Below are 26155 nucleotides of genomic sequence, written 5' to 3' on the forward strand. Positions count from 1 at the left end.
CCAAACGAAAGCAGGAGTGGCTCCGCTAACGCTCCGCCACTCCTGCTGAATCCTAATCTCCTACACTTGGGGCTTTTTTGTACTGTCCACACAATTTGGACCGGTTCAACCCCGGCGGGGCTTTTCTTTTGCGCCGATACCCGGCCCCAAAACCGGAAAAACCCCATTTCCGCCCCGAAACAGGGGAAGAAATGGGGTTTTGTGCTGTGTTAGGAGAGTTGCGGGCGAACCGTCCGCCGCCCCGGCCAAAGCGTCACCGGACGCTGCTGGTGCGGTGCTCCATCAGATAGGTGGCCGTCAGGTCGGCAATGTGGAGCTTGATGGCCAGGGGGTAGCGGTCGTAGGCCTCCGAGATGGCAAAGCTGCCGCCCCGGGCCGAGTCGTCAAAGCCACCCATGTGCCAGCGGATGGCCACCGCCTCCTCGGTCTTGAGCCGCATGAACCGCTCGATGAGAAAGACGCTCTTTTCGCCGTGGCCGTAGGGGAACTGGTCCTCCACCGAGTAGTAGGGGACCTTTTCCCACTGGCCGGTGGCGTCGTTCTTGACGTTGCGGGAGGAGACTTTGTAGTAGTTGGCCTTGCACAGGTCGTGGAGCAGGGCGCAGATGGCAAAGCTCTCCTCGCTCTCGCCCTCCTGGAAAAAGCTGTCGTGAAGGGCGTGGTAGACGTTGAGGCTGTGCATGCACAGGCCCCCTTCACAGGCGCCGTGGAACCGGGTGGAGGCCGGGCAGGTGAAAAAGTCGGTGTTGTTGTCCATCCAGTCCAGCAGGCGCTCGGCCCCCGGCCGGGTCACGTGCTGGCGGAAGAGGGACAGGAATTCTTCCCGCTGGGTCATGTTATTCCTCCGGCAGCTCGGGCTCGTCGGGGACGGTGATCTCCTCCATATCCTCCAGGATGCCCTTCAGGATGCCCATTTCCTCGGCGCTGAGGGAAATGCCCTTGCCCATCCGGGTGCCGTCCGGGGACCAGTCCCGGATGTCGTATTTGGGCTCGCCGTCGTTCCAGCTGATGAGGTTGAGCTGGCGCTCCCAGCCCCGGGGCCGCTGGGACAGGACTGCGATCTTCTGGATGATGTCGTACTTGATTTCTGCCATTTTGCCATTACCTGCTTTCTTTCAAATGGTGTTCGTACTAACCATAATAAAGGAAGCGGGCCCGGATTGCAACGGGTTACGCAAAAATTTTTCAGGTAGGTCAGCCGTAGGGGGCTTCCTGCCGCCAGCGGACCAGGTCCCGGACGGTGTCCTCGTTCTCCAGGGTGGGGATGGGGGAGTCAGGCTCCCGCCCGCCGGAGCCATAGGTGGCCATCACGCCGGGGGTGTCCCCCGCCAGAAAGCCGGCGGCGTTTTTCTGGCGGCAGGGGGCGGGGGTTCCGTCGGTGGTGGGGACCCGGCCCTGGGGCGCGCAGGAAGGGGAGGGATGGGGCGTCTGGGTGGCGGGCGGCGGCACCGGGATGCCGGGTTCCCGGGGCTGGGCCGGGGGCGTCACAGCGGGGGCGTCCCCGTCCTGATGGGATTGTTTTGCAAAATAAACCATAAAGCTACACCTCCGCTGCCAGTGTGCCCGGCCCGGCGGGGGATTATGTGCTCCAACAAAAAGGGCCCGCAGGCCGTGAGAGGTCTGCGGGCCGGGACCGGCTTAGTTGTACAGTTTGGTCCAGGTGGTGCGTCCGATGACGCCGTCGGCGGTCAGGCTGCTGGCTTTCTGGAAGCTGACCACTGCGGAATAGGTCTTGCTGCCAAATTTGCCGTCGGCGGTGAGGCTGGCGCCCTTGGCGTTCAGCCGCTGCTGAGCGCTCTTGACGGTGGCGCCCTTCTGGCCGCTCTTCATGTTGATGCCGGGATACTGCTCCTGGCCGCCGTGGATGGCGGCGTATTTGTCGTACAGGGCGTTCCAGGTCTGCTGGCCCACCTTGCCGTCGGCGGTCAGGTTGTTCATGACCTGAAACTGTTTGACGGCGTTGGCGGTCGAGGAGCCGAAGGCTCCGTCCACCGTCAGGACAGGATACTGGGTGCAGTTGCCCCGCACCCCGTTGAGCCAGATCTGGATCAGAGCAACATCGGGGCCGTTGGAGCCGGTCTGAGACAGAGAATAATATGCGGGTTTAGCCATTGTGTGATTCCACCTCCTGTCCCAGTGTATGCGGCGGGATGGAGATGTGCTACATCAAAGTGACCAGCGTTTTGTCCCGGCGGTCGGCGGTGAGCTGCTGCCACAGCTCCACCACCCGCAGCCGGAGGATGTAGTCTCCGCAGATCAGGTCGTTTTCGGCGGGGTCGTCGTAACTGCCGCAGGCGGTGGTGCACAGGCCGGGGTAGAGGACGCACCACCAGTTCCGGCCGTAGCTGTCCGGCACGCCGATGTCCACCCGCACCGCATCGTAGCGGCCGGCGGGCAGGGAGAAGCTGCCGTAATGGGTGGTGTCAAAGTACATGTTCACCAGGCTCACCCGGACGGCCCGGGCGGCGCCCAGCCGGGCCAGGGTCTGCTGGGCGGTCCACTGGATGTCCACCAGATGCCGGCCCGCCAGGGTGCGGGCCTCGGCGGCGGTGGAGGCGTCCTGGTAGAGATGTTGGGTCAGCTCCAGCAGGGTGTCCCGGACCGCCAGCTTGCAGGTCTGGTCCAGAACCGAATCGCTGTCCGCCCGGACGTGGAGCCGGATGGTGTCGGCCCGGAGGGCCTCGCCGGTCTGCTGCTGGGTGTCCCACCAGCCGGCGGCCCAGGCCAGAAACAGCCCGCCCAACAGGGCCAGGCATAGGGTCAGCATCTGGGTGCGGGTAAGTACGTTTTGGGAGGAATACATAAGGCGGCAGGCCCCTTTCCGGTGGATTTGCCGGAAGTATGGGCCCGCCGCCCCTGCTTTATGCCAGCAGAAAGGCGGCACAGGAAATTTTTTCCTGTGCCGCCCGGATGTGTATTGTGTTCAGCGGGTGACCTTGACCACCCGTGCCCCGCCCCGGTCGGGGCGAAGGACATAGACCTGGCGGCCGGGAGCCTCCAGAGCCGCGGCGGCCTGACAGGCGGTTTCCTCGGCGTCAAAGATGCCAAAGACCGCCGCGCCGCTGCCAGTCATCAGGGCAGCCCGGGCACCGTGGGCGGTGAGGGCCTCCTTGAGGGAGGCGGTGTCCGCTCCGCCGGCGCAGACTTCCAAAGCGTTGCCGGCGGCGTCACAGATCCCGCCCAGATCCCCGGCCCGGATGGCCTCCTCCTGGGCGGCACAGTCGGGATGGGTGGGGGAACCGATCTCGTCGTAGGCCGCGAAGGCAGCCGGGGTCGAGATGCCGTAGCCCGGCATCACCACCGTAAACCAGCAGTCGGGGCAGGGGGGCAGGGCCTTGATGAGGTCCCCCAGACCCTGAACCCGGCAGGTGCCGCCCATCAGGGCAAAGGGAACGTCCGCCCCCACCGAGGCCCCCAGGGCGCACAGTTCGGTCATGGACAGATGGGCGCCATAGAGGGCATTGAGGCCCACCAGAACGGCGGCGGCATCGGCGGAGCCGCCCGCCATGCCGGCCCGCACCGGGACGGTCTTGCGGATGGTGATGTCAGCCCCGGCCAGCAGGCCGGTGTAGTGGAAAAAGGCCAGAGCGGCCTTGTAGGCGGTGTTTTTGGGCCCGGTGGGAATCCGGGTGCCGGGGAGCCGCAGGACCAGGTCCTCGCTGCGCCGGAGGGTCACCTGCTCGTACAGGTTGACCGCCTGCATGACCATATCCAGGGCGTGGTAGCCGCCCGACAGGATGCCCACCACGTCCAGGGAGAGATTCAGCTTGGCCGGAGCCAGGACGCTGACGCTCTGAAGGGGTGCTGCCATGGGTGTTCCTCCTTACTTGGCCCGTTCCTGTAAAAAGGCGGCGATGCGGCGCAGAGCCTCCCGCAGATGGTCCACCGAATAGGCATAGGACACCCGGCAGAAGCCCTCGCCCGACGCGCCAAAGGCGTCGCCCGGCACCAGAGCCACATGTTTTTCCTGCAGCAGGGTGGTGCAGAATTCCTGGCTGGTCATGCCGGTGGACTGGATGCAGGGGAAGGTGTAGAACGCGCCCTGGGGCTCAAAGCAGGTCAGGCCCAGATCGTTGAAGCCCTTGACCACCAGGCGGCGGCGCATGTTGTACTCCTCGCGCATCCGCTCGATCTCGTTGTCGCACTCCCGCAGGGCCACGATGGCGGCGTACTGGCTGGTGGTGGGGGCGCTCATGATGGCGCTCTGATGAATCTTGGTCATGACCTTGATGATGGGCTCGGGGCCGCAGGCGTAGCCCAGGCGCCAGCCGGTCATGGCGTAGCTCTTGGAGAAGCCGTTGACCACGATGGTCCGCTCCCGCATCCCCGGCAGGGAGGCGATGGACACGTGGCGGGGGCCGTAGGTCAGCTCGGCGTAAATCTCATCCGACAGGACGATGATGTCGGTGCCCTGCAGCACCTCAGCCACCGCTTCCAGGTCCTCCCGGCTCATGACTGCGCCGGTGGGGTTGTTGGGGAAGGGCATGATCAGCAGCTTGGTTTTGGGGGTGATGGCCTGGCGCAGGGCCTCGGCGTTCAGGCGGAACTGGTCCTCCCGGCGGCAGGGCAGATGCACCGGCACGCCCCCCGACAGGGTGGTGATGGGGTCATAGCAGACAAAGCAGGGCTCGGGGATGATGACCTCGTCCCCCGGGGAGATGAGGGCCCGGATGCACATGTCGATGGCCTCGCTGCCGCCCACCGTCACCAGGATTTCCCGCATGGGGTCATAGCGCAGGTCCATCCGCCGCTCCAGATAGCGGGAAATTTCGATCCGCAGCTCCTTCAGGCCGGCGTTGGAGGTGTACTTGGTGTGGCCCATCTCCAGGGATTCGATGCCGGCCTCCCGGATGGCCCAGGGGGTCTTGAAGTCGGGCTCGCCGACGCCCAGGCTGATGCACTCGGGCATCTCGGCGGCCAGGTCGAAAAATTTGCGGATGCCGGACGGACGCATGGCCGCCGCAGCAGGCGCAATCAGCTTATCGTAGTCCATCACAGTACGCACTCTCTTTCGTCGATCTCTTCCAGCTGGTAGAGCTTGCCCTCCCGCTTGTAGATGCGGAGGACAAAATGGGTGGCGGTGGACAGCACGTCGTCCAGGGGGGACAGGCGCTTGGCCACAAACAGGGCCACCTCCTGGAAGGTCTTGCCCCGGATCACCAGCTGCAAATCGTAGCCGCCGCTCATCAGCAGCACGCTCTCCACCTCGTCGAAGGAGGCGATGGTGGTGGCAATCTCATCGAAGCCGCGGCTCTTCTTGGGGGAGACGTGGAGCTCGATGACGGCTTCCACCAGGTCAACCCCGACTTTTTCCCAGTCCACCAGGGTCTTGTAGCCCTTGATATAGCCCTTGGCGGCGGCTTCGTCCATCAGGGCGGCAACCTCGTCCACCGGTTTGTCCAGCATGGCCGCAATGTCCTCCAGGGGGAGGCGGGCGTTGTTTTCCAGTAATTTCAAAAGCTGTTCCATATCCTTACACTCCTTCTCTTTAACAGAATAAAACAAGTATAGCACACCCCCGGCCGGATTGCACCTGCTTTTTGGGTGGTTTGGGGGAGTGAAAGGGGCGGTTCGCCTTTTTTTCTAAAAGGAGTGTTCAAAATTCGTCAAATCTGCTATACTAAATACGTTGAGGGGCCGCCCGGCCCCGCCATTTGCCTGCAAGTGAGAAGAGGGACGGAATATGAAAGCGTTTATTACTGTCGTCGGCAAAGACACCGTAGGCGTTGTCGCCCGTGTATCCAGCCTGTGCAGCGAGCTGGGCATCAACATCGAGGACATCACCCAGAGCATTCTGCAGGGTATGTTCGCCATGATTATGCTGGTGGATCTGGGCGGTTGCAATGTGAGCCATGAGGAGCTGCGCCGCCGCATCGACGCCCTGGCCGGTGAGATGGATATGCAGATCACCCTGACCCGGCAGGAAGTCTTTGACGCCATGCACACCATCTGACGGGAGGGGAGTACATCAAATGAGTATGTTCAACACGGGGGATATCCTCGAAACCATTGAGATGTTCACCCAGGAGAACCTGGACGTCCGCACCGTGACCATGGGCATCAGCCTGCTGGACTGCATCGACCCCGACCCGGCCCGGGCCTGTGAGAAGATCTACCGCAAGATCACCACCCGTGCCGCCAAGCTGGTGTCCACGGTGGATGCCATCTCGGAGGAGTACGGCATTCCCATCATCAACAAGCGGATCAGCGTCACCCCCATCGCCATGCTGCTGGGGGCCTGCCCCGACGCCGATCCGGTGGACTTTGCCAAGACCCTGGACGCCGCCGGCAAGGCCGTGGGCGTCAACTTTGTGGGCGGCTACACCGCTCTGGTGCACAAGGGCTTTTCGGCCGGCGACAAGCGGCTGATTGAGTCCATTCCCCGGGCCCTGGCCCAGACCGACATTGTGTGCAGCTCGGTGAACATCGGCGCCACCAAAGCCGGCCTGAACATGGACGCCGTCAAGCTGATGGGCCAGGCCGTCCGCAAGACCGCCGAGCTGACCGCCGACCGCCAGTGCATCGGCGCCGCCAAGCTGGTGGTCTTCTGCAACGCGCCCGAGGACAACCCCTTTATGGCCGGCGCCTTCCACGGCGCAGGCGAGCCCGACTGTGAGATTCACGTGGGCGTTTCGGGCCCCGGCGCCGTCCGCGCCGCCCTGGCCCGCCTGCCCAAGGACGCCCCCATCGACGAGGTGGCCAACCTGGTCAAGCGCACCGCCTTCAAGATCACCCGTGTGGGCCAGCTGGTGGCCAACCTGGTCTCCCGTGAGCTGGGCGTCCCCGCCGGCATCATCGACCTGTCCCTGGCCCCCACCCCCGCCATCGGCGACAGCGTGGCCAACATTCTGGAGGAGATGGGCCTGGAGACCTGCGGCTGCTGCGGCACCACCGCCTGCCTGGCCCTGCTGAACGATGCCGTCAAGAAAGGCGGCGTCATGGCCTCCAACCACGTGGGCGGCCTGTCGGGCGCCTTCATCCCGGTCAGCGAGGACGCCGGCATGATCCATGCCGCCGAGACCGGCTGCCTGACCATCGAGAAGCTGGAAGCCATGACCGCGGTCTGCAGCGTGGGCATTGATATGGTCATCATCCCCGGCGACACCCCCGCCTCGGTCATCAGCGGCCTGATCGCCGACGAGGCCGCCATCGGCATGGTCAACTCCAAGACCACCGCCGTCCGCGTCATCCCCGCCATCGGCCGCAAGGCCGGCGAGGTGCTGGACTTTGGCGGGCTGCTGGGCTATGGCCCCATCATGCCCATCAACCAGAAAGACCCCTCGGTGTTCATCAACCGCGGCGGCCGCCTGCCCGCCCCCATGCAGTCCCTGAAAAACTAAACGGAGCCGGGCTTTCGGCCCCGTCTGTGCATAAAACCCCCTTCCCCCGGGCAAGATACCGGCAGGAAGGGGGGCTTTTTGTGCAGACCTTTTATAAAATCTGTTTGTGTCTGATGATCGTCGGCGGCATCAACTGGGGTCTGATCGGACTGTTTCAGTTCGACCTGGTTGGCTGGCTGCTGGGCGGCAGCACCTCGCTGTGGTCCCGCATCGTGTTCACGGTGGTGGGTGCAGCCGCCCTGTGCGGCATCCCGGGCCTGTTCAGCAACATGGCAGAAGAATAACACGGAAAAAGGGCCTGCTCCCGCAAAGACGGGGCAGGCCCTTTTGGCTCAGACAGGATTACAGCAGGGGGATGCCGGCCTTGGCGCAGGCTTCCCGGGTGTGGGCGTCCCAGACGGTGGCCTGGACTTCGCCGATGTGGGCGCTGCCCAGCAGCAGCATGCACAGCCGGCTCTGGCCGATGCCGCCGCCGATGGTGTAGGGCAGCTCGCCGGCCAGCAGGGCCTTGTGGAAGGGCAGGGTGCGGCGGTCGTCGCAGCCGGCCTCGGTGAGCTGGCGGTCCAGGCTCTCGGGGCTGACACGGATGCCCATGCTGCTCAGCTCATAGCTGCACTCCAGCGGGTCGTTCCAGAACAGCAGGTCGCCGTTCAGGTCCCAGTCGTCGTAGTCGGGGGCCCGGCCGTCGTGGGGCTTGCCGCTGCGCAGCTTGCGGCCAATCTGCATCAGGAAGGTGGTGCCGTGTTCCTTGACAAAGGCGTTTTCCCGCTCTTTGGGGGTCAGGTCGGGGTACAGGTCCTCCAGCTCCTGGCTGGTGATGAAGGTCACGTTGGGGTTGTGGAGGGGCAGCTCCTGCAGCTGGGGGAACATGGCGTGGAGGTTCATCTCGGTGGCGCACACCGCCGACACGATGGCCCGCACCACGTTCTTCAGGTAGTCCAGGTTCCGGTCCTCCTCACGGATCACCTTCTCCCAGTCCCACTGGTCCACATAGACCGAGTGGAGGTTGTCCAGCTCCTCGTCCCGGCGGATGGCGTTCATGTCGCAGTACAGGCCCTTGCCCACATGGAAATCGTAGTCCTTCAGGGCTTTGCGCTTCCACTTGGCCAGGGACTGGACCACCTCGGCGGTGACGCCGGTGTCCTTCATGTCAAAGGATACCTTCCGCTCCACGCCGTTCAGGTCGTCGTTGAGGCCGGTGGACGCCTCCACAAACAGAGGGGCCGACACACGGCGGAGGTTCAGGGTGGCACACAGGGTATCGGCAAACAGCCGCTTGACGGTGCCGATGGCCATTTGGGTGTCGTAGAGGTTGAGGGCGGGCTTGTAGCCCGCAGGCAGGATGATGTTGCTCATAATACTTTCCCCTTTTCACACAGAGCACGCCGCGCACCGGCGCGCCATGGATATTACAAATTATCGCACAAGAAGGGACGATTGTAAAGGGGCAGGGTTGCAACAAAGGCCGCGCGGCGGTATAATGAAGGCAACACATTTTGTGCAACGAAAAAAGGAGAGAGCTGCCATGCAGATTTTTAATACCCTCACCAGGCAAAAGGAAGAGTTTATCCCCCAGGAGCCTGGAGTCTACCGCATTTATGTCTGCGGCCCCACCGTTTACAATTACATCCACATCGGCAACGCCCGGCCCCTGATCGTCTTTGACACCCTGCGCCGCTACCTGGAGTACCGGGGCAACAAGGTGCTGTACGTGTCCAACATCACCGACATCGACGACAAGCTGATTACCCGCGCCAAAGAGGAAGGCACCTCCATGCAGGAGGTGGCCCAGCGCTTTGAGGCCGAGTACAAGAAGGATGCCGCCGGCCTGAACTGCCTGCCTCCCACCGTCCAGCCCCGTGCCACCGAGCACGTCCAGCAGATTCTGGACATCGTGGCCGACCTGATCGCCAGCGGCCACGCCTATGTGGCCCGCAACGGGGACGTGTACTTCCGGGTCCGCAGCGACGAGGGCTACGGCAAGCTGAGCCACCTGAATCTGGACGACCTGGAGAGCGGCAACCGCGCCCTGCGCAGCCAGATGGATGACGACCTGAAGGAAGATCCCGCCGACTTCGCCGTCTGGAAGGCCGCCAAGCCCGGCGAGCCCGCATGGGACAGCCCCTACGGCCCCGGCCGTCCCGGCTGGCACATTGAGTGCAGCGCCATGAGCCGCACCCACCTGGGCAAGACCATCGACCTCCACTGCGGCGGCCAGGATCTGATCTTCCCCCACCACGAGAACGAGATCGCCCAGAGCGAGTGCGCCAACGGCTGCACCTTTGCCCGCTACTGGATGCACAACGGCTTCATCAACGTGGACAATCAGAAGATGTCCAAGAGCCTGCACAACTTCTTCACGGTGCGGGATGTGGCCAACATCTACGGCTATGAGCCCATCCGCTACTTCATGCTGACCGCCGGCTACCGGATGCCCCTGAACTACACCGTGGACCTGATCGAGAGCTGCAAGAACAGCCTGGAGCGGCTGTACACCTGCCGGGAGAACCTGGACTTCGTCCTGAGCCAGGGCAGCTTCGGCGCCGACGAGACCCTGAAGGAGAAGGCTGCCGCCGCCCGCCAGAAGTTCTGCACCGCCATGGACGACGACCTGAACACCCCCGACGCGCTGGCCGCTCTGTTCGACCTGGTGAAGGAGATCAACACCCTGTCGGCTTCCTCCACCAAGGAGGCCCTGGAGACCGCCGCCGCCGCCTTTGACGAGCTGGCCGGGGTGCTGGGCCTGCTGTACAACCGGAAGAAGGACGAGGTCCCCGCCGACGTGATGGAGCTGGTGGAAAAGCGGGCCGCCGCCAAGAAGGCCAAGGACTGGGCCACCGCCGACGCCCTGCGGGCCGAGATCACCGCCAAGGGCTGGGCCGTCAAGGACACCGCCCAGGGTCCCCAGCTGAGCCGGATCTAAAACTTCCCAAAATAGGGAAAGCAAGGGCAGTATAATCCCGTCATTGACCGAAACTGCGCTTTGCTGTAAAATAAAAGCGGGGCATGCCCCTATATCACCTGCTTTTTGTAAGGAGGGACATTATGCTGAGAAAACGGATCGCCGCACTGGCGCTTGCAGCCGTCATGGCCTGTACAGCGACTGTGCCGGCCCTGGCGGCGGCTTCCAACACCGAACAGCCCGCCGTCCAGGCCCTGAAGGAAGACAACGCACTGGTTGCCATCCGCATTGAGGCCACAGACAACGCTGTCTATGGTTCGCCCATCAATGTGACCATCCGCGCCACCCCCGAGGATACGCAGTACATCGCTGTGGTCCTGGGCATCAGCGGCGAGGCAAAGGGCTTTGTCACCCTGCTTATGCCCGAGAAGGTCCGCATCCTGCTCGAGCTGATCCCCCTGCCGTCCTCCATGTCGGCAGACCCCGCCAACACCAAGAACTTCAACCTCTACCGCTACCTGAAACAGCTGATTGACGGCAACGACGTCAGCGTCCTGATCCGGGTGGCCGAGGAGCTGACCTCCCTGATGGCTGTGCTGCAGTACTATGTACCGGCGCTGCAGGACGTGGTCTCGGGTATGAACGGCGCGCTGGAACTGATCCGCCGCTACCTGCCCGAGGACCTGGTCACCCACATCTATGTGGATGAGCAGCCTGTGGATTCCGGCAACTATGTGGCCGGCGCGGTCACCCTGAACAAGGGCGATGTCAACACCGGCGGCCTGGCCTTCTTCAAGGTGGCCCGCAAGAGTGAGGGCGTCCGGCAGTACTGGACCCAGCAGACTCCCGCCACCATGACCGTTGCGGAGGCACAGAACTTCAACTTCGCCGTAGTAGTGGAAGTGGACGGCGCCGTCCTGGAAAACCCCAAGGTCTCTTATACCTATAAGAAGAAGGGCGGTTTCCTGGGCCTGGGCAGCACGACCACCACCGAGCCTCCCACCGAGCCGGGCGAATACGTCCAGACCGCTGTGGTGGAGGGCAACTACAAGGCGGCCAACATCAGCCGCAGCTTCACCATCACCGGCTGATCCCCGCACCAGCGCATGACCCAAAAGACCCCGCCGACCGGACAAGCCCGGCCCGGCGGGGTCTTTCTTTGCGCCGTCCGCGCCCCCGGATAAAACGAAAACCCCGCCGCAGAGGAACTTCCCTGCGGCGGGGCTGCTTACGTGCTTTTCAGTTCAGGAAGAAATCAGCCCTTGCCGGCGCAGCCGAACAGCTCGATCTTCTCCTTGCACTTGTCGATGATGGCCTGAGAGCCGGGAGCCAGCAGCTTGCGGGGGTCGAAGCCCTTGCCCTGCTGATCCTTGCCAGCCTCGATATACTTGCGGGTAGCCTCAGCGAAGACCAGCTGGCACTCGGTGTTGATGTTGATCTTGCAGACGCCCAGGCTGATGGCCTTTGCGATCATCTCGTCGGGGATGCCGGTGCCGCCGTGCAGGACCAGGGGGATGTTGTTGGTGGCCTTGTGGATGCGGTCCAGAGCCTCAAAGTCCAGGCCCTTCCAGTTGGCGGGGTAGACGCCGTGGATGTTGCCGATGCCGGCAGCCAGGAAGTCGACGCCCAGCTCGGTGATGCGGGCGCACTCAGCGGGGTCAGCGATCTCGCCGGTGCCCACGACGCCGTCCTCGACGCCGCCGATGGAACCCACCTCAGCCTCGATGGACATGCCGTGAGCGTGAGCCAGAGCCACCAGCTCCTTGGTCTTCTCCACGTTCTCCTCGATGGGGTAGTGGCTGCCGTCGAACATGATGGACGAGAAGCCGGCCTCAACGCAGGCCTTGCAGCCCTCGTAGCTGCCGTGGTCCAGGTGCAGAGCCACGGGGACAGTGATGTTCATGGACTCCACCATGGCCTTGACCATGGCAGCGACGGTCTTGAAGCCGGTCATGTACTTGCCGGCGCCCTCGGACACACCCAGGATGACGGGGCTCTTGGTCTCCTCGCAGGCAGTCAGGACTGCCTTGGTCCACTCCAGGTTGTTGATGTTAAACTGGGGCACGCCATAGTGGCCGTCCCGAGCCTTCAGAAGCATTTCAGTTGCATTTACCAGCATTGTTCTTACCTCCAGCATCTATTTTCCTATGAAAAAACATAGACTCAGCTTGTCCGCCGTCCTGGCGGACCCCTGCTTCTCCAGTATAACCGAAACAGAAGCCAAAATCAATCACAAGCCCGGTTTTTATGTGTTTTTTTTGTCAAACCCGTGGTGCGGGCCCAGGCGAAGATATACTGCTGGGCGATGCCGGCATAGCCGCCGGTTTTCCGGTTCAGGTAGGCGGCGGGGTCCTTGACCCGGGCGGTGAACAGGGTCTGGTCCGCCCGGCGAATCCACACGTCGATGGGGTAGGCCTCCCAGCGCCCCAGCCCGTACAGCAAAACGCAGTCGGCCACCTTGGGGCCCACGCCGCGGACCTCCATCAGTTTGGCTTTGGCCTCGGCCAGAGGCAGGGCCCGCAGCTGGGCCTCGGTCAGGTCCCCGGCGGCCACCCGGCGGGCGGCGTCCAGAATGTAGCCGCTGCGCCATCCGGCCCGCAGAAAGGCCAGGTCTTCCTCGGCCAGCGGGGCCAGGCGCTGGGCGGTGGGGAAGGCGTACCGCTCCCCGCTGTCGTCCAGCGGTTCCCCCAGACCTCGGCAGAGCCGGTCCACAATCCCCTTGATCCGGGGGATGTTGTTGTTCTGGCTGATTAAAAAGGTAATCAGCGTCTCAAAAAAGGGCTGCCGCAGCACCCGGATGCCCGGGGCGCAGTCGATGCAGCCGGCCAGCCCCGGGTGGGCGGCCCGCATCTGTTCCAGCAGCCGGGGATAGTCCAGGTCCAGCGCGAAATATCCGGCCCAGAATTCCGGCTCGGCGGCGGGGTCGGGCCCGGCCAGGCCGGTGATTTCCAGCCGGTCCCCGGCGGTTTCCCGGACCTGCACCGCCCGGCCCTCCACAATGCCGGTCCAGCTGCCGTCGGGCTGGGGCTGCCAGCGGAAACACTGCCCGCAGTCCAGGGTCTGGGCCAGGGAAAGGCCCTGTGCGTTCCATTCCAAATGGGTGTCCTCCTTTGGTGTGACCAACGCCCCCGGAGCCGGTTTTGCACCGCCCGGGTGGAAAAAGGCGGCGGGGCAGGGGGCGGAATTTTTCACAGTCTTTTCAACAGTATATCACATTCGTCAAAGGGATGTCGGCATTTTCTGCAAAGCGGGCCAAATTTCGGGCTCGAAAATAGTCAGCTTTCCATCTTGAAAAATACAAATCGTAACCCGCAGTCGCGGGGGCTTTCCGGTGGAATGGTTGAAAAGTTGGTTGAAAGGGTTGAATTCCACACCGGAAAGGGGCTTTGAGGCTAAAGTTTTTCACTTTTTCCACCGTGTTTTCAACTTGTGGAAAAATCAGGACCCGTTTACAACTCGTATATGGGCCCGAATGTTGAAAACTTTTGCCTTTCCGGCGGCCTGCGGTATGGGTGCAGGGCTGATGGCCCATACTCCCTGAAAAAGGAAGAAACCCCCGGTTCTGCCCGTCCGCACCCGGCGGGAAAATCCCGGCCCGGGGGCCGGGCGGGCGTTTCTTAACATCGCAGATACACCTGGGCGTATCTGAAAACACCTCCACGCTGTCTCATTCTGCCCCAAAGCGCATCTGCCGCGTTGCAGTCGCTTGCATTCCACCAAGGAGTGCGGCGCTCCTGCGCCTTGCAGCTGTATCTTTGGGACGAACGATTCAGCATGTTTGCATTCTCAGATACACCCTAGCAATACCGCGCGGCTTATGTTATACTTTACCATAGATTATCATTTTGCCGCGGCTTTTGGCCCATGCGGCAGATACAGGAGGACATATCATGCAAGAAAACAGACCGCGCAGCCTCCGCCCGGGCAGCAGGGCTGACAAGACCCAGCAGGGTCAGGAGTCGCAGCCGAACGAGCGCCTGGTCTATGGGAAAAATCCGGTGGCCGAGCTGCTCAAGAGCGGCGCCGGTGTGGACACCGTCATGCTGGCCGAGGGGATGGCCCCGGCCGTTGCATCCTATTATACCGCCCTGGCCAAAGAGGCCGGCGCCACCATCAAGCGGGTGCACCCCAACAAGCTCCGGCTGCTGACCGGCACCGAGAGCCACCAGGGTGTGGCGGCCTTTGCCAGCGAGATCGCCTATGTGGAGGTGGAAGAAATGCTGGAGGCCGCCCGCAGCAAGGGCGAGCCCCCCTTCCTGGTCATCAGCGACGGAATGGAGGACCCCCACAACCTGGGCGCGGTGATGCGCTCGGCGCTGCTGTGCGGGGCCCATGGCATCATCATTCCCAAGCGGGGCGGCGCGTCGGTGACCCCCACCGTCATCAAGGCCAGCGCCGGCGCCGCCGAACGGCTGCCGGTGGCCCGGGTGGTCAACATCAGCGAGACCATCCGCCGCCTGAAAGAGGAAGGTGTCTTTGTCTACTGCGCCGATATGGACGGCGTGTCCCTGCGCAAAAACAACCTGACCGGGCCCATCGCCCTGGTGCTGGGCAGTGAAGGCAGCGGGGTGTCGCAGCTAGTGAAAAAGCGGTGCGACGGGGTGCTGCGGCTGGACATGGCCGCCGCCAACACCGGCGTGGACAGCTATAACGTTTCGGTGGCAGCCGGGATCATTCTGTACGAGATTCAGACCCAGCGCGCCGGCGCGGTGAAATAACCGAGGGCCAGACAGCCCCCGGATGGGAGGGACAAGGATGCCAAAGGATTCCGAACGCCGGGAGATGACCCGGCAGGAGATGGAACAGAAGGAAAAAGAAAAGTTCAACACGTTTTTCACCACCAGCGTGGCCCAGGTGCCGGAGGAGATGATCAACCCCACCCGGGCCGCCAGCCAGCCCGACCGCAAACACGGCCTGCTGGCCCGGTTCTTCGGCAAGAAGGAGAAAGCCGGCGGCCTGTCCCCGGAGAATGAACCCGAGGAAGAGCTGTTCTGGGCCGAGACGCCCATTGCTCCCGCCCCCACCGGCGAGATCATGCTGGACAGCTCGGCCCCCGCCAAAGAACCGCCGGTGGTCACCCCCTCTCTGGAGGAATTGACCCTGGAACTGGAGGGCGCGAACGAGAAGCCGGTCCGGGCTCCGGAAGCCCCCCGCCCGGCCTCCAAGGCCGAACCCGCCCGGACACCGGTCCAGGCAGCACCCGCCGTCAAACCGGCCGTCTCTGCCCCCGAGGAAAAGCGGGAGGAAGCCGGTTCCGCCGCCGCCAAACTGGCCGCCGAGCTGGAAAAGCCCCCGCTCTCGGCGGCCGCACGGGCCGAGGCCCGGCGGGCAGCCGCCCGGCCGGCCGCTTCGGCAGCACCGCAGACCACCGTCCGGCCCGCTGCTCCGGCTCAGCCGGTCAAGGCAGCGCCGGCGGTGAAGGCCGCCGCCCAGGTCAAACCGGCGGCCAAGCCGGTGCAGACGTCCGTCTCCGCCGCTCCGGCCCAGAGTGCGGCCCCCGAGGCTGCCCCCAAAGCCGCCGCCAAACCCGCCGCAGCTGCGGCCCAGCCGGAACCCGTTTCCGCCCCGCCCAGCAGTGAGCGGGAAAAACTCCAGTGGATGCTGGACGGCGGCAAGGGGATTCCCACATCCCGGAAAAAGAAGGTTGTCCAGCCGGAGGAGGACAAGGAGATCACCCAGCAGGTGGGCGGCTTCCACTTCTTCGGCGTAGGGGAGGATGAAGCGCCCCGGGGCGATGCCTTTGGCCAGGGCATGGAAGACACCATGAGCCTGGAACTCCACGAGGACAGCGAGGAACCCGCCTCCGCCGGAGAGCAGGCCTCCGCCCCCGAGCAAGCCGTCAAGGCAAAGGGCCGCCGCAAGGGCAAAAAGGCCCGGGTTGAGGCAGCTCCTGCGGAGCACGCCGCAGCCCATACCGCTCCTGAACACGCCGCCGAGACCTCCGCCAAAGAGGAACCCGCTTCGGAGCCGGCCGCCGAGGCCGAGCTGCCCCAGACCGGCGAGGAGGCGGCCCAGGCTCTGGACCAGACCGTGGCCGCCATGAATCTGCGCTGTGCCCTCAGCGGCATTCTGGCCGCCGCCCTGATCTGGGCCGGGTTTATTTACGAGGGCTTCCTGCCCGGGATGGCAGGCCTCAGCCCCGATACTGCCCCGGCGGCCTTTATGGGCGCCAACCTGCTGCTGTTGGCGGCGGCGCTGGCAGTGTCCCGCAACACCATGCGGGAGGGCCTGCTGGGCCTGGTGAAAGCTCCCTCCTATGACACCATGCCGGCGCTGGCCGGCGCGGCGGCACTGCTCCAGTCTCTGGTGGCCCTGCTGAACCCCGCCGCCTACCAGGGTACCACCCTGACCCTCATGAGCGGCGCGGCCGCTCTGGCCCTGTTCCTGAACAACCTGGGCAGCCGCCTGCTAGCGGTGTCGGTCCGGGATGGTTATAAGGTAGCCACCAGCGGGGTGGCCCACGAGGGCGCCTACCGGGTGCAGGACAAGGAACTGATCCACAGTCTGGACCCGGCCCAGGAGGCAAGGGACCCCTGGATTCTCCTCAGCCGCCCCGTGGAAGGGGACGGCTCCTTCCTGGCCCAGAGCTTCGGCCCCCATACCGGGGAAAAGAAGATCCAGACCTTCTCCCGCGTCCTGCTGGGATGCGCTGCGGTGGGCGGCGTCTATATGCTGCTGACCGGCAAGGGGTTCAACGGCGGGGCAGCGGCCATCGCCTCCATCCTCTGCCTGGGCGCGCCTTTGTCCTCCACCCTGATTGCGGGCCTGACCGCCCTGCGGACCGAACGGACCGCAGGCGCCGTGGGCGCGGTGATTCCGGGCTGGGCCGGCGTGGAAGAGCTGAACGGCATCGACACCGTCCAGGTGGACGCCGGGGAACTGTTCACCCCCGAGAGCGCCCAGCTGGAAGATATCCGTATCTTCAAGGGCGGCCGCATCGACCGGGCCATTCTGTATACCGCCAGCGTCCTGAACCAGGGATGCAATACCCTCAGCCAGCTGTTCCGCCACATCATCGCCGACCGCACCGACATCCTGCCCCCGGTGAAGGATTTGGAACGCCACACCGGTCTGGGCTTCTCGGCCTGGTGCGAAAACAACCGCATCCTCATCGGCACCCGTGCCTATATGGAACAGGAAGGGATTGCCCTGCCTGAGGCCAGCTACGAGGCCCAGCATTCCCGGGACGGCGAGCTGCAGATTCTGTATCTGGCGGTGTCGGGCAATATGTACGCCATGTTTGTGCTGCGGTATATCGGCGGCAAGCACGCCGCCCGCTGCCTGTCCATCCTGCAGAAGGAGAACATCCGGGTGCTGGTCACCTGCCAGGACCCCTCCCTGACGGCGGATAAGATTGCGGCGGCCTACCACCTGCCCGAGGGCCTGATTACGGTGCTGGACGAGACCCAGAGCAGCGCTCTGACCCCGGCCATCAGCCCGGTGAGCGACGCTCCCAGCTGCATGCTGCACCTGAAGGGCTTCACCAGCCTCACCGGCGGCCTGCGGGCCGCCCAGCGGGCCCAGGCGGCGGAATCGGCCGGCGTCATGATCCAGCTGGTCTCGACGGGCTTCTCGGCCCTGATCGGCCTGCTGCTGAGCTATTCCGGCAGCGTGGGCACCCTGTCTCTGCTGGTGGTTCTGATGTATCAGGCCGCCTGGAGCGGCCTGGGAATCGCCGTCGCCGCTATGAAACAGCACAACTGAAACCCTATTGTGAAATAAATGAGAATTATTCTTAAAAACTTCCCGAAACCCCTTGAATTCGGAACATCGTTGAAGTATAATAAAGCCACAGCCTGGATGCAGGCAGCGAGTAAATGAACCCAACGCAAACCAAGCGTTCAACAAATCTATCAACGACAAAGGAGAGACAACTTATGGAACTGAAGGGCAGCAAGACCGAGAAAAACCTGATGGAAGCATTTGCCGGCGAGAGCCAGGCCCGCAACAAGTACACCTACTTTGCCAGCCAGGCAAAGAAGGAAGGCTATGTCCAGATGGCCAAGATCTTTGAGGAGACCGCCAACAACGAGAAGGAGCACGCCAAGATCTGGTTCAAGCTGCTGAACGGCGGCGAGATCCCCGATACCGCTACCTGCCTGAAGATGGCAGCTGGCGGCGAGCACGACGAGTGGACCGAGATGTACCCCCGTATGGCTCAGGAGGCCAAGGAGGAGGGCTTCAACCAGATCGCTGCCCTGTTCACCATGGTGGCCGGCATCGAGAAGGAGCACGAGGAGCGCTACCTGGCTCTGGCCGAGAACCTGGCCAACAATCAGGTCTTCGCTCGTGAGGAGCAGCAGGTTTGGCAGTGCTCCAACTGCGGCTACACCTATATCGGCAAGTCCGCTCCTCTGAAGTGCCCCGTCTGCGCACATCCCCAGGCTTACTTTGAGCTGAAGGTCAAGAACTACTAATTTCTGACCCCCAGGGGCAAAACAAAATCAAATAAAAACTCCCCGGTGCTGCAAAGCATCGGGGAGTTTTTTGCTGTGCGGCGGCGGTCAAAACCGCCGGGACCTTCGGAGGCAAGCAGGGACCTGGCCGGGACGGGCGCAGAGCGCCGGATGGACCAAAGCGGCCAGGCCGGTGCGGAAAGTTACAGATCCAGTTTGCCTTCCACCTTGTTGACCACATAGTAGGCGGCGCCGTCCTCGGGCTTGATATAAATCTTGCAGGACTGGACACCCACCTTGTGGGTCAGACGGTAGTCGGCCTTGGCCCGCTCCACAATATCGGTCACGTTGTACTGGTGACCGCCCGTTTCGATATAGATCTCGGGAGAAAGAGGCGGGCGGCCCCGGCGCGGGGTCGATTTTGCGGATTTCTGGGTTTTGCGCTTGGGCTCAGAAGCCGGAGCATCTTGCGCCGGAACTTCGGGCAGGGGCGTATCGACGGATGCGGCAGCTTTCTTTGCGGACATTTCCATCCACCTTTCTTTCGTTTTTTATGGGGAACCGCCGCAGCACCCGGGCTGCGGGGCAGAAACACTGACTATTTATATAATATAAAGTTGTGCTTCATTTGTAAAGTCTTTTTTGAAAAAAGATGCCCCGCAGCGCCCAGAAATAACCCCATAAATACCTGGCTGTGAAAAAGATCCTGTGCTGCCTGCTTTTGCCATTTCCGCCCCATAAACCATCGCCCCGCCGCCGGCGGCGGGAAACTGCTTTCGGGCCACAAACAAAATCCCCGATCTGTGTTTTACGGCGCGGTCAAAAGCCGGGCCGCCGGGGGAAACCCGGCCGTTCCGCGGCCCCCGGCCCAGAGCCGGAACAGGCGACAAATGACGCCGCCCCGGCGCAGACACCCGGCCGCATGGGCGGGACGCCCGGCGCAAAATCCGGGGCGAGAAACTTTCCGCTTGATTTTGACCTCCAAATACGCTATAATAACGTAGAAGATAAGCCGGTGTGTCGGAATGGCAGACGAGGGGGACTCAAAATCCCTTGTGCTAATCACACGTGTGGGTTCGACCCCCACCACCGGCACCAGATGCAGGCCCGGAATCCGTTGGATTCCGGGCTTTTTGTTTTGTCGGCTGGGTCCGGGCGGTGCGCCCGGGCCCTTTCTTTTTCTCGACGGATGGCGAATTTTACGCATAGCCCCTCGGATTTGGAATAACCGCTTTTTCATTGGAGTGGGGGCTATAAAATGAAAACAGAATACATAGAAACCGGCCCGGCGGCGCTGCAAAAACGGGTGCGGACAGCACCCCGGTGAGTAGCAGGCGGGGGCCGGCGCGCATAGTCTGGATAAGAGTACATAGTCTGTAGGGACGGGATGCCCGCACAAGCGCCTGTCCCCAGAGGAAAGGGAACGGGAAATGGAACAGACGAATGGAATGGTATGGGTGATTGTTCCGGTGTACAATGCGGCGGACACCCTTCCCAGATGCCTGGACAGTCTGCTGCGGCAGACCTATCCCCGGTGGACGGCCTGCCTCATCGACGACGGTTCCACCGACAACAGCATGCAGATCTGCCAGAAATACGCCAGGCTGGACCCGCGGTTTGAGTGTCTGGCCAACCCCGGCCATTTTGGCCCCTCAGCCACCCGCAACCGGGGCCTGGGCCGGGCCCGGGGCACGTATGTGGCGTTTCTGGACAGCGACGACTGGTGGGACTGCGAGTTTCTGGAAGAGATGGTGGTCATGGCCCGGCACTTTCAGGCGGATTTTGTCCAGTGCGGCTGGACCCTGGAGTGGCCCAATGGAAAAAGCCGCCCGGAGGAAAATACCTATCCGGATTTTCGCGTCTTTGACCGGGAGAATTTCTCCGGGCCGCTGACCGAAATGCTGCGGGGCATCTCCATGAACCATGTGGCCCGCAAACTGGTGCGGCGGTCCCTTTTGGAGGGGCTGACCTTCTCCACCAAACTGGACACGGCCGAAGATCTGGCCATGAGCTTTCAGCTTTTGATGCGGGCCCGGCGGATCGCCTTTGTGCCCGACCCCCTCTATCACTATTACCGCCACGGCGGCGGGCTGACCGGCCGCAGGCTGCGCTTTGGCCAGAAATGGGCGGCCAACCGTGCGGTGGCCCGGATGATGCAGGCCGCCATCCGGGGAACCGACTTTGACACGGTGCGGTTCCGGTTTCTGATATGGGCCCGCCCCTATCGTCTCCTTGCTTCCAAGGCCGTGCGGCTTTTGCGGGATCAATTCCATCAGAGTAAGGATCGTGTTCTGGAATGAGGAATGATGCGAGGAAATCATGCCGGACCCGCTCTCTGCGGGCCGAACGGAGCAAACGCCTGGGGGCCGACTGCGGGGTGACGGCGCTGGTCTGCGCCGTGCTGGGGGCCTGTTTGGTCCGGGAGGGCTGGATGGGCTGGCTCTGGTATGCCTGCCTGGGGATGGGGCCGGGCCTGACCCTTCTGTTCATGCGGTGGATGGAGGCCTATGACCACTTTACGGCCCGCCTGCGGGAAATCCTGATCTGCGTGGTCCTGTCCAATGTCTATGCCTTTGGGTTGGGCTGTGCGGCGGGGTTCGGACTGTTCCGGTCCCGGATGCTGCTGGCCCTTCAGGGGGCGGGTTTCTGCCTGCAAATGGCGGGAATGCTGCTGTGCAACGGGGGACTGTACCGGCGGTTTCATCATCCCGGCATCTACCGCAATCCGTCCCTTCTGGTGGTGGCGGCCCAGGGCTGTGAGGCCCGGCTCCGGCGCTTGAAATACGGGGTGCTGTCCGACTTTGACGCCTGGTATATGGTCATCGGCCAGCCCGGCCAGGAGGGACCGCCGGAGCTGTGGGAACGCCTGGAACGTTCAGACGCCCTTTGCATCTTTGACAACGTGTGGGGCCCGGTCTATGACCGGCTGATGGACTGTGCCATGAAGGCGGGAAAAGAAGTCTACACCATCCCCCGTATGACCGAGACCAACGTCAATCACAGCTGCCTGACCCATTTTGACGATATCCCGGTGCTGTACCGGAACGACTGCCGCCTGTCCCTGGGCCAGCGGTTCTGGAAGCGGACGCTGGACCTGACGGTGGCCCTGGCGGCTCTGGCGGCGGCAGCCCTGCCCATGGCGGTGATTGCCCTGTGGATTCGGCTGGATTCCCCCGGGCCGGTGATTTACCGACAGGAGCGGTATACCCGGGACAAACGGACCTTCCGGATCATGAAATTCCGCACCATGGCGGCGGACGCCGAAAAGCAGACCGGCCCGGTGTTCGCCCGGAAAAACGATCCCCGCGTCACCCGGGCGGGGAAGGTTTTGCGCCGGTTCCGGCTGGATGAACTGCCCCAGATTTTCAATATCCTGAAAGGGGAAATGAGCCTGGTGGGCCCCCGGCCCGAGCGCCCCTTTTTCGTCGAGAAGTTTGAAAAGGAGGTTCCCCAGTACGACGGCCGCTTTGCGGTGAAAGCCGGTCTGACCGCCCTCTCCCATGTGTACGGGCGCTACTCCACCTATATCTGCGACCGGACCTATTACGACCTCCGGTACATCCTCAACTACTCTTTTCTGCTGGATATCCGGATTTTGCTGCTGACCAGCAAAACCCTGTTTATCCCCAACGCCGCGGAAGGGGAGGACGAATTCAAGGCCAAACCCATAACCCAGACAGGAAGCAGGTGAACCCCATGAAACGAAACCGGCGAACGGCAGGAAGAGGCGCGTCCTCTCACCTGCGCAGGAAAAAACCTCCCCGCCCGGGCCCCAATCTGAAATGGAGGGTCAAGCGGGCAGGCTACAGCCTGATGGCAGGCAACTGGCGGGGCACCTGGATCGGGGCGGTGGCGTTTGGCCTGGTGTGCAGTCTGCTCTTCACCAGCTATCACTATTACAGGGACTATGCGGCGGCCAAAGCCTCCATCTCGGTGGTTTACCCCGAGATTGCCGGCGGCACCTACCCCGACGGCAGCCGCTTTACCATGTACAGTCTGGCCGATGAGGAAGCGGTCCAGGCCGTGCTGGACGAGATGCAGGCCGAGGGAAAATACAGCTCCTTTACCGCGGCGGACCTGATGCAGGGCATCCGCGTGACCGCCGTCATCGACGATTCGGTGGGGGAGACGGTGGCTTCCATGCAGTCGGAGGGCAACGACTATTCCTACTATTCCAGCCGGTACGAGATCTCCTTTGTGCAGCCCCGGTCGGGGGAAAACTTCTCGCTTTCCCAGCTCGTGGAGGCCAATCACACCGAGGAATTTCTCCAGCGGCTCATCGCCTGCAAGCAGGAGGAAATCGCCTGCTTTTACGGCAAACTCACCGCCTTTCAGGAGATGACCCGGGCGGATGTGCCCGACACGCTGGACTACGACGAGTGGGTCACCACCTTTGACGCCAACAACCGGGCCATCCGCAGCTTCCTGCGGAACATCAACCAGTCGGCGGGGAATTTCCACTCCGACACCACCGGCAAAACCATCGGGGACCTGATCGGCATGTTTACCACCATGGGGGAGGAGCGGCTGACCGAGATCTCCAATTATATCAAAAATTCCGGCCTCACCAGGGACCGGGAGAGCTTCCTCAACAAACTCAACGTCCGGATCGAAAACGCCGCCCTGGCCTGCGGCAAGGCGGTGGAGGAGGCATCCATCAACGGCTACGCCATGAACGCCTACGACCACACCTTCACCGAAAACCTGCTGATTGTGGCCACCAGTGCGGACAACGGCCTGTACCAGGCCCGGCCCAAGACGGTGTTTGACACGGTGGTCAACCAGTACAACGACGCCACCAACCGGTCCATCGAGTATGCCAACAGCATCCAGGATATGCAGGATGAGCTGGCCATCTATCAGCAGACCGACGAGACCTCGGCCGAGTATCAGCGGATGGCGGCCCGGTGCAGCGAACTGATGGAGGCCTATGAGGCCGACTATCGGGACCTGTGCGCCCTGGCCATGACCACCCTGACCGATTACCTCTCCTTCCACAACAACGGCTACCTGGAAGGTCAGGTGGAGCCCGACCGCCTGTTCAGCCTGCGCTTTGTGCTGCGGATACTGGCGGTGTTCGGGATGGGCAGCCTGGTGGTGGTGATGATGCGGGTGGTGCTCTCGCCGCTGGGAGACCGCCGGACGCTGCGGCGCCGCCGCCGTGAGATGGAGCGGAACCAGCAGGACCAGGCCGAGGGCAGACCTGCCCCGAAACACAGCGCGAAAGGAGGCCGGAGAAGATGCTCACAATCACCGAACTGTTTCTGATGATGAAAAAGTACCTCCTGCCTGCGGCGGCTGCGGCGTTTCTGGGGGCGGTGGCCGCCTATCTGGGGGTGCTGCTGGTGCGGGATTACACCTGCACCCTGACCTTTCAGTACAACTATGAGGGGGCGGAGGAAAATCTGGCCCCCGACGGGGCCGGCACCCTGGACCCATACCAGATGCAGAACCCGGCGGTCATCCACTCGGCTCTGGACCGGATGGGGATTTCCACCGCCGGCAGCGACATCCAGGTGGAGGACATCCGCAACAACATCTCCATCAGCAAGGTCTATACCTCCCAGGACCAGGAGGTGGCCGAGGCGGCCGCCGTCCTGGGGGAGAATTATGCCCTGAAAACCTCGGAATACCGGCTGACCTATACCTATTCCGCCCTGCTGGGGGAGAACTATGGGAAACTGATCTGCAACGGCCTGATCAACGCCTACGATGACTTTTTCATCGAGAATTACTACGACAAAGACGTCATCCCCGATTTCATGCAGAACATAGCCCGCTCCAATGTGGACTATCTGGACCTGGCCAGCGTCATCAAGAAAAACTTTGACGACGTCATCGCCACCCTGAACGACTATGCGGCGGCCTATCCCAACTACCGCTCCAGCCGCACCGGCTACAGCTTTGCCGAGCTGGCCGAACTGTACCAGAACGCAGAGAACGACCTCTACGCCCAGCTGGAGGGGAATATCCGGGCCGGAAACCTGGCCAGGGACCCGGAACTGGTGGTCAAAAACTACACCACCACCGTCCGCAGCCTGCTGATCAGCGAGGAGACCTACAACGAGATCGCCGAGAGCTACAAAACCCAGATCAAGACCTTCTACGACAGCTACAAGGCCACCGGTCTGTACAGCCAGGCGGCGGGCACCCAGGTGACCCAAAACTCCTCCAACAACCGGGACCAGAACGTCCTGCGGGACTATGAGCACGACTTTGAAACCCTCATCAATACCTACGACAATATCGTTCTGTCCTATACCCAGCAGGCGGCCCTGGCCTCAGAGGCCCGGCTGGACCGCACCTATTACCTGAACATCATCCAGGCCCTCCAGGCCGACCAGGTGGCGGAGGACACCAAGACCCGCCTGGTCGAAAAGAATGAGGCCCTGCTCCAGACCATGACCGAGATCACCGGCCGCTACTGCGGCTGGGCAAACGAGAGCATCGACGAGCTGTTTGACCAGATCGTGGCGGAGGATATCCAGTATCTGATTTCGGCCAATGTGACCAGCGATATCTCCATCCCCTTTGCCCTGGCTTTTGCGGCGGTGGTGATGGGGGCCATGGTGATGCTGGCGGGGATGATCCGGGAGGTTCTCCTGAAAAATAACCCCGAGCTGGCAGCCTCCGGCGAGCCGGAGAGCGAAACGCCTCAGCCCCGGGACCGGGAACACGCCGCGGCCTATGAGCAGTACAAACAGGGCTTCCCCGAGTTCTTCCTGGTCTATCAGGAGATGCAGGCTGGCATCCGGGCCGGAGCGCCCCGGTACGAAGCCTATGTGCGCTGGAACAGCGCCCAGCTGGGCCCGGTGTCCGTCCGGCAGATGTTCCGGTATTTCGGGGACCTGAACCTGATGATGGAGCTGAACGACTGGATTGTGGAGACCGTCTGCCGGGATGTCCGGCGGTTTGAGGCCGAACTGGGCGTGGCGCCGGTCATCCATATCAACTGCATGTTCTCGGAGGTGGCCGACTTCGGCATGACCGATATCCTGCACAAAAACAGTCAGGCATCGGGCGTGGCGGCCTCCTGCCTGTGCGTGGAGATGGACGGCCGGGACATCATGTCCTGCGTCCGGGAGATGATGCTGATGCAGAAGATGGGGTATCCGGTCTGCGTGGACCACTTTGAGGATAAGGCCCAGGCGGAGGAGATTCTGGCTATCTTCCGGCCCGACTATGTGAAGGTGTCGGGCAAGATCTTCCGGGCCGATGAGGCCGCCCCGGACGGTGCGGGCCTGCAGAACCGGCGGGACATCCTGGACTACCTGAAAAGCACCATCCGCTCCTGCCACGAAAACGGCATAGGCTTCTGTATCAGCGGCATCGAGAACCAGGAGGAAGACCTGCTGATTTACAGCCTGGACATTGATTACAAACAGGGGTACTACTATGGCTATCCTGCCGCCATGGATGACCTGCTGAAGGAGCTGCGGGAGACCACAGAATGATGCGGAAGCTGGGGCTTTCCCTGTTGGCGTGAGAATGGGGAAACGATGACGAGCCTTGTTTCC

The 26155-nt window shown here is 62.8% G+C and carries 25 protein-coding genes and 1 tRNA gene; 13 read left to right on the plus strand and 13 right to left on the minus strand.

From position 1 onward, the window contains the following. Positions 1-253 precede the first annotated feature (253 nt). From B5F27_RS09950 to B5F27_RS09985, 8 genes are all read right to left on the minus strand, one after another. Positions 254-835, minus strand: a complete 582-nt coding sequence (locus tag B5F27_RS09950) for a hydrolase (RefSeq protein ID WP_087367123.1) — start codon at positions 833-835, stop codon at positions 254-256. A gap of 1 nt (position 836) precedes the next feature. Next, positions 837-1094, minus strand: a complete 258-nt coding sequence (locus B5F27_RS09955; RefSeq protein ID WP_087249678.1) for a PC4/YdbC family ssDNA-binding protein — start codon at positions 1092-1094, stop codon at positions 837-839. Positions 1095-1194: 100 nt separating this feature from the next. Then, complete coding sequence (locus B5F27_RS09960; protein ID WP_087367126.1) at positions 1195-1536, minus strand: hypothetical protein; 342 nt, start codon at positions 1534-1536, stop codon at positions 1195-1197. Between the two features lie 102 nt (positions 1537-1638). Then, complete coding sequence (locus tag B5F27_RS17420; protein ID WP_087367129.1) at positions 1639-2112, minus strand: peptidoglycan-binding protein; 474 nt, start codon at positions 2110-2112, stop codon at positions 1639-1641. Positions 2113-2161: 49 nt separating this feature from the next. After that, positions 2162-2803 carry a stage II sporulation protein R gene (locus B5F27_RS09970; protein WP_242962155.1) on the minus strand — a complete coding sequence of 214 codons (642 nt, stop codon included), beginning with the start codon at positions 2801-2803 and terminating at the stop codon, positions 2162-2164. A 120-nt stretch (positions 2804-2923) separates the two neighbouring features. Next, complete coding sequence (gene ispE, locus B5F27_RS09975; RefSeq protein WP_087367132.1) at positions 2924-3811, minus strand: 4-(cytidine 5'-diphospho)-2-C-methyl-D-erythritol kinase; 888 nt, start codon at positions 3809-3811, stop codon at positions 2924-2926. 12 nt (positions 3812-3823) lie between these two features. Continuing rightward, on the minus strand, positions 3824-4993 hold the full coding sequence (locus B5F27_RS09980) for an aminotransferase class I/II-fold pyridoxal phosphate-dependent enzyme (RefSeq protein WP_087367135.1): 1170 nt from the start codon (positions 4991-4993) through the stop codon (positions 3824-3826). Continuing rightward, entirely contained in the window at positions 4993-5469 is a 477-nt protein-coding gene (locus tag B5F27_RS09985) for an Lrp/AsnC family transcriptional regulator (RefSeq protein WP_087247742.1), read from the minus strand. The genes B5F27_RS09980 and B5F27_RS09985 overlap by 1 nt, the downstream gene beginning before the upstream one ends. A 214-nt stretch (positions 5470-5683) precedes the next feature. Between B5F27_RS09985 and B5F27_RS09990 the strand changes: the two genes are divergently transcribed. From B5F27_RS09990 to B5F27_RS10000, 3 genes are all read left to right on the plus strand, one after another. After that, on the plus strand, positions 5684-5953 hold the full coding sequence (locus B5F27_RS09990; protein WP_087367138.1) for an ACT domain-containing protein: 270 nt from the start codon (positions 5684-5686) through the stop codon (positions 5951-5953). A 19-nt stretch (positions 5954-5972) separates the two neighbouring features. Next, the gene (locus B5F27_RS09995; protein WP_242956792.1) at positions 5973-7340 is read left to right on the plus strand and encodes a PFL family protein; all 1368 of its coding nucleotides are present in this window, start codon (positions 5973-5975) and stop codon (positions 7338-7340) included. 80 nt (positions 7341-7420) lie between these two features. Further along, positions 7421-7624 (plus strand): DUF378 domain-containing protein, encoded by a 204-nt coding sequence (locus B5F27_RS10000; RefSeq protein ID WP_087247736.1) that lies wholly within the window; start codon positions 7421-7423, stop codon positions 7622-7624. 58 nt (positions 7625-7682) lie between these two features. Here B5F27_RS10000 and asnA read toward each other — a convergent pair whose 3' ends face one another. After that, positions 7683-8696 (minus strand): aspartate--ammonia ligase, encoded by a 1014-nt coding sequence (asnA, locus tag B5F27_RS10005; RefSeq protein WP_087367141.1) that lies wholly within the window; start codon positions 8694-8696, stop codon positions 7683-7685. A gap of 169 nt (positions 8697-8865) precedes the next feature. On the opposite strand from asnA, the gene cysS reads away from it, so the two are divergent. Next, positions 8866-10263: a cysteine--tRNA ligase gene (gene cysS / locus B5F27_RS10010; protein WP_087247732.1), complete on the plus strand. Its 1398-nt coding sequence runs from the start codon at positions 8866-8868 to the stop codon at positions 10261-10263. Between the two features lie 122 nt (positions 10264-10385). Then, positions 10386-11333: a hypothetical protein gene (locus tag B5F27_RS10015; protein WP_087367144.1), complete on the plus strand. Its 948-nt coding sequence runs from the start codon at positions 10386-10388 to the stop codon at positions 11331-11333. A 164-nt stretch (positions 11334-11497) separates the two neighbouring features. On the opposite strand, the gene fba is transcribed toward B5F27_RS10015, so the two are convergent. Together fba and B5F27_RS10025 are read right to left on the minus strand one after the other, a co-directional pair. Beyond that, positions 11498-12361, minus strand: coding sequence for a class II fructose-1,6-bisphosphate aldolase (gene fba, locus B5F27_RS10020; RefSeq protein ID WP_087247726.1), 864 nt, complete (start codon positions 12359-12361; stop codon positions 11498-11500). A gap of 107 nt (positions 12362-12468) precedes the next feature. Beyond that, positions 12469-13338: a DNA glycosylase gene (locus tag B5F27_RS10025; protein WP_242956794.1), complete on the minus strand. Its 870-nt coding sequence runs from the start codon at positions 13336-13338 to the stop codon at positions 12469-12471. A 794-nt stretch (positions 13339-14132) separates the two neighbouring features. Between B5F27_RS10025 and rlmB the strand changes: the two genes are divergently transcribed. The 3 genes from rlmB to rbr all read left to right on the plus strand — a co-directional run bounded on the left by rlmB (position 14133) and on the right by rbr (position 18659). Then, entirely contained in the window at positions 14133-14960 is an 828-nt protein-coding gene (gene rlmB, locus B5F27_RS10030) for a 23S rRNA (guanosine(2251)-2'-O)-methyltransferase RlmB (protein WP_087247722.1), read from the plus strand. Between the two features lie 37 nt (positions 14961-14997). Continuing rightward, on the plus strand, positions 14998-17946 hold the full coding sequence (locus B5F27_RS10035; RefSeq protein ID WP_087367147.1) for a hypothetical protein: 2949 nt from the start codon (positions 14998-15000) through the stop codon (positions 17944-17946). A 173-nt stretch (positions 17947-18119) separates the two neighbouring features. Beyond that, entirely contained in the window at positions 18120-18659 is a 540-nt protein-coding gene (rbr, locus tag B5F27_RS10040) for a rubrerythrin (RefSeq protein ID WP_087247718.1), read from the plus strand. A gap of 182 nt (positions 18660-18841) precedes the next feature. On the opposite strand, the gene B5F27_RS10045 is transcribed toward rbr, so the two are convergent. Then, the gene (locus tag B5F27_RS10045) at positions 18842-19165 is read right to left on the minus strand and encodes a DUF6465 family protein (RefSeq protein WP_087367212.1); all 324 of its coding nucleotides are present in this window, start codon (positions 19163-19165) and stop codon (positions 18842-18844) included. A gap of 75 nt (positions 19166-19240) precedes the next feature. Next, positions 19241-19423, minus strand: coding sequence for a hypothetical protein (locus tag B5F27_RS16540; RefSeq protein WP_144066507.1), 183 nt, complete (start codon positions 19421-19423; stop codon positions 19241-19243). A 226-nt stretch (positions 19424-19649) separates the two neighbouring features. On the opposite strand from B5F27_RS16540, the gene B5F27_RS10050 reads away from it, so the two are divergent. The 5 genes from B5F27_RS10050 to B5F27_RS10070 all read left to right on the plus strand — a co-directional run bounded on the left by B5F27_RS10050 (position 19650) and on the right by B5F27_RS10070 (position 26092). Further along, positions 19650-19736: transfer RNA gene (locus B5F27_RS10050), tRNA-Leu, on the plus strand. 332 nt (positions 19737-20068) lie between these two features. Next, complete coding sequence (locus tag B5F27_RS10055; protein WP_087367150.1) at positions 20069-20938, plus strand: glycosyltransferase family 2 protein; 870 nt, start codon at positions 20069-20071, stop codon at positions 20936-20938. Then, positions 20935-22329 carry a sugar transferase gene (locus B5F27_RS10060; protein WP_087367153.1) on the plus strand — a complete coding sequence of 465 codons (1395 nt, stop codon included), beginning with the start codon at positions 20935-20937 and terminating at the stop codon, positions 22327-22329. The genes B5F27_RS10055 and B5F27_RS10060 overlap by 4 nt, the downstream gene beginning before the upstream one ends. Positions 22330-22334: 5 nt before the next feature. Next, complete coding sequence (locus B5F27_RS10065) at positions 22335-23906, plus strand: hypothetical protein (RefSeq protein WP_144066508.1); 1572 nt, start codon at positions 22335-22337, stop codon at positions 23904-23906. Further along, positions 23879-26092, plus strand: coding sequence for an EAL domain-containing protein (locus B5F27_RS10070; RefSeq protein WP_087367159.1), 2214 nt, complete (start codon positions 23879-23881; stop codon positions 26090-26092). Before B5F27_RS10065 ends, B5F27_RS10070 begins: the two co-directional genes overlap by 28 nt. Positions 26093-26155 lie beyond the last annotated feature (63 nt).

The sequence above is a fragment of the Faecalibacterium sp. An192 genome (genome assembly GCF_002160175.1).
GTDB lineage: Bacteria > Bacillota > Clostridia > Oscillospirales > Ruminococcaceae > Faecalibacterium.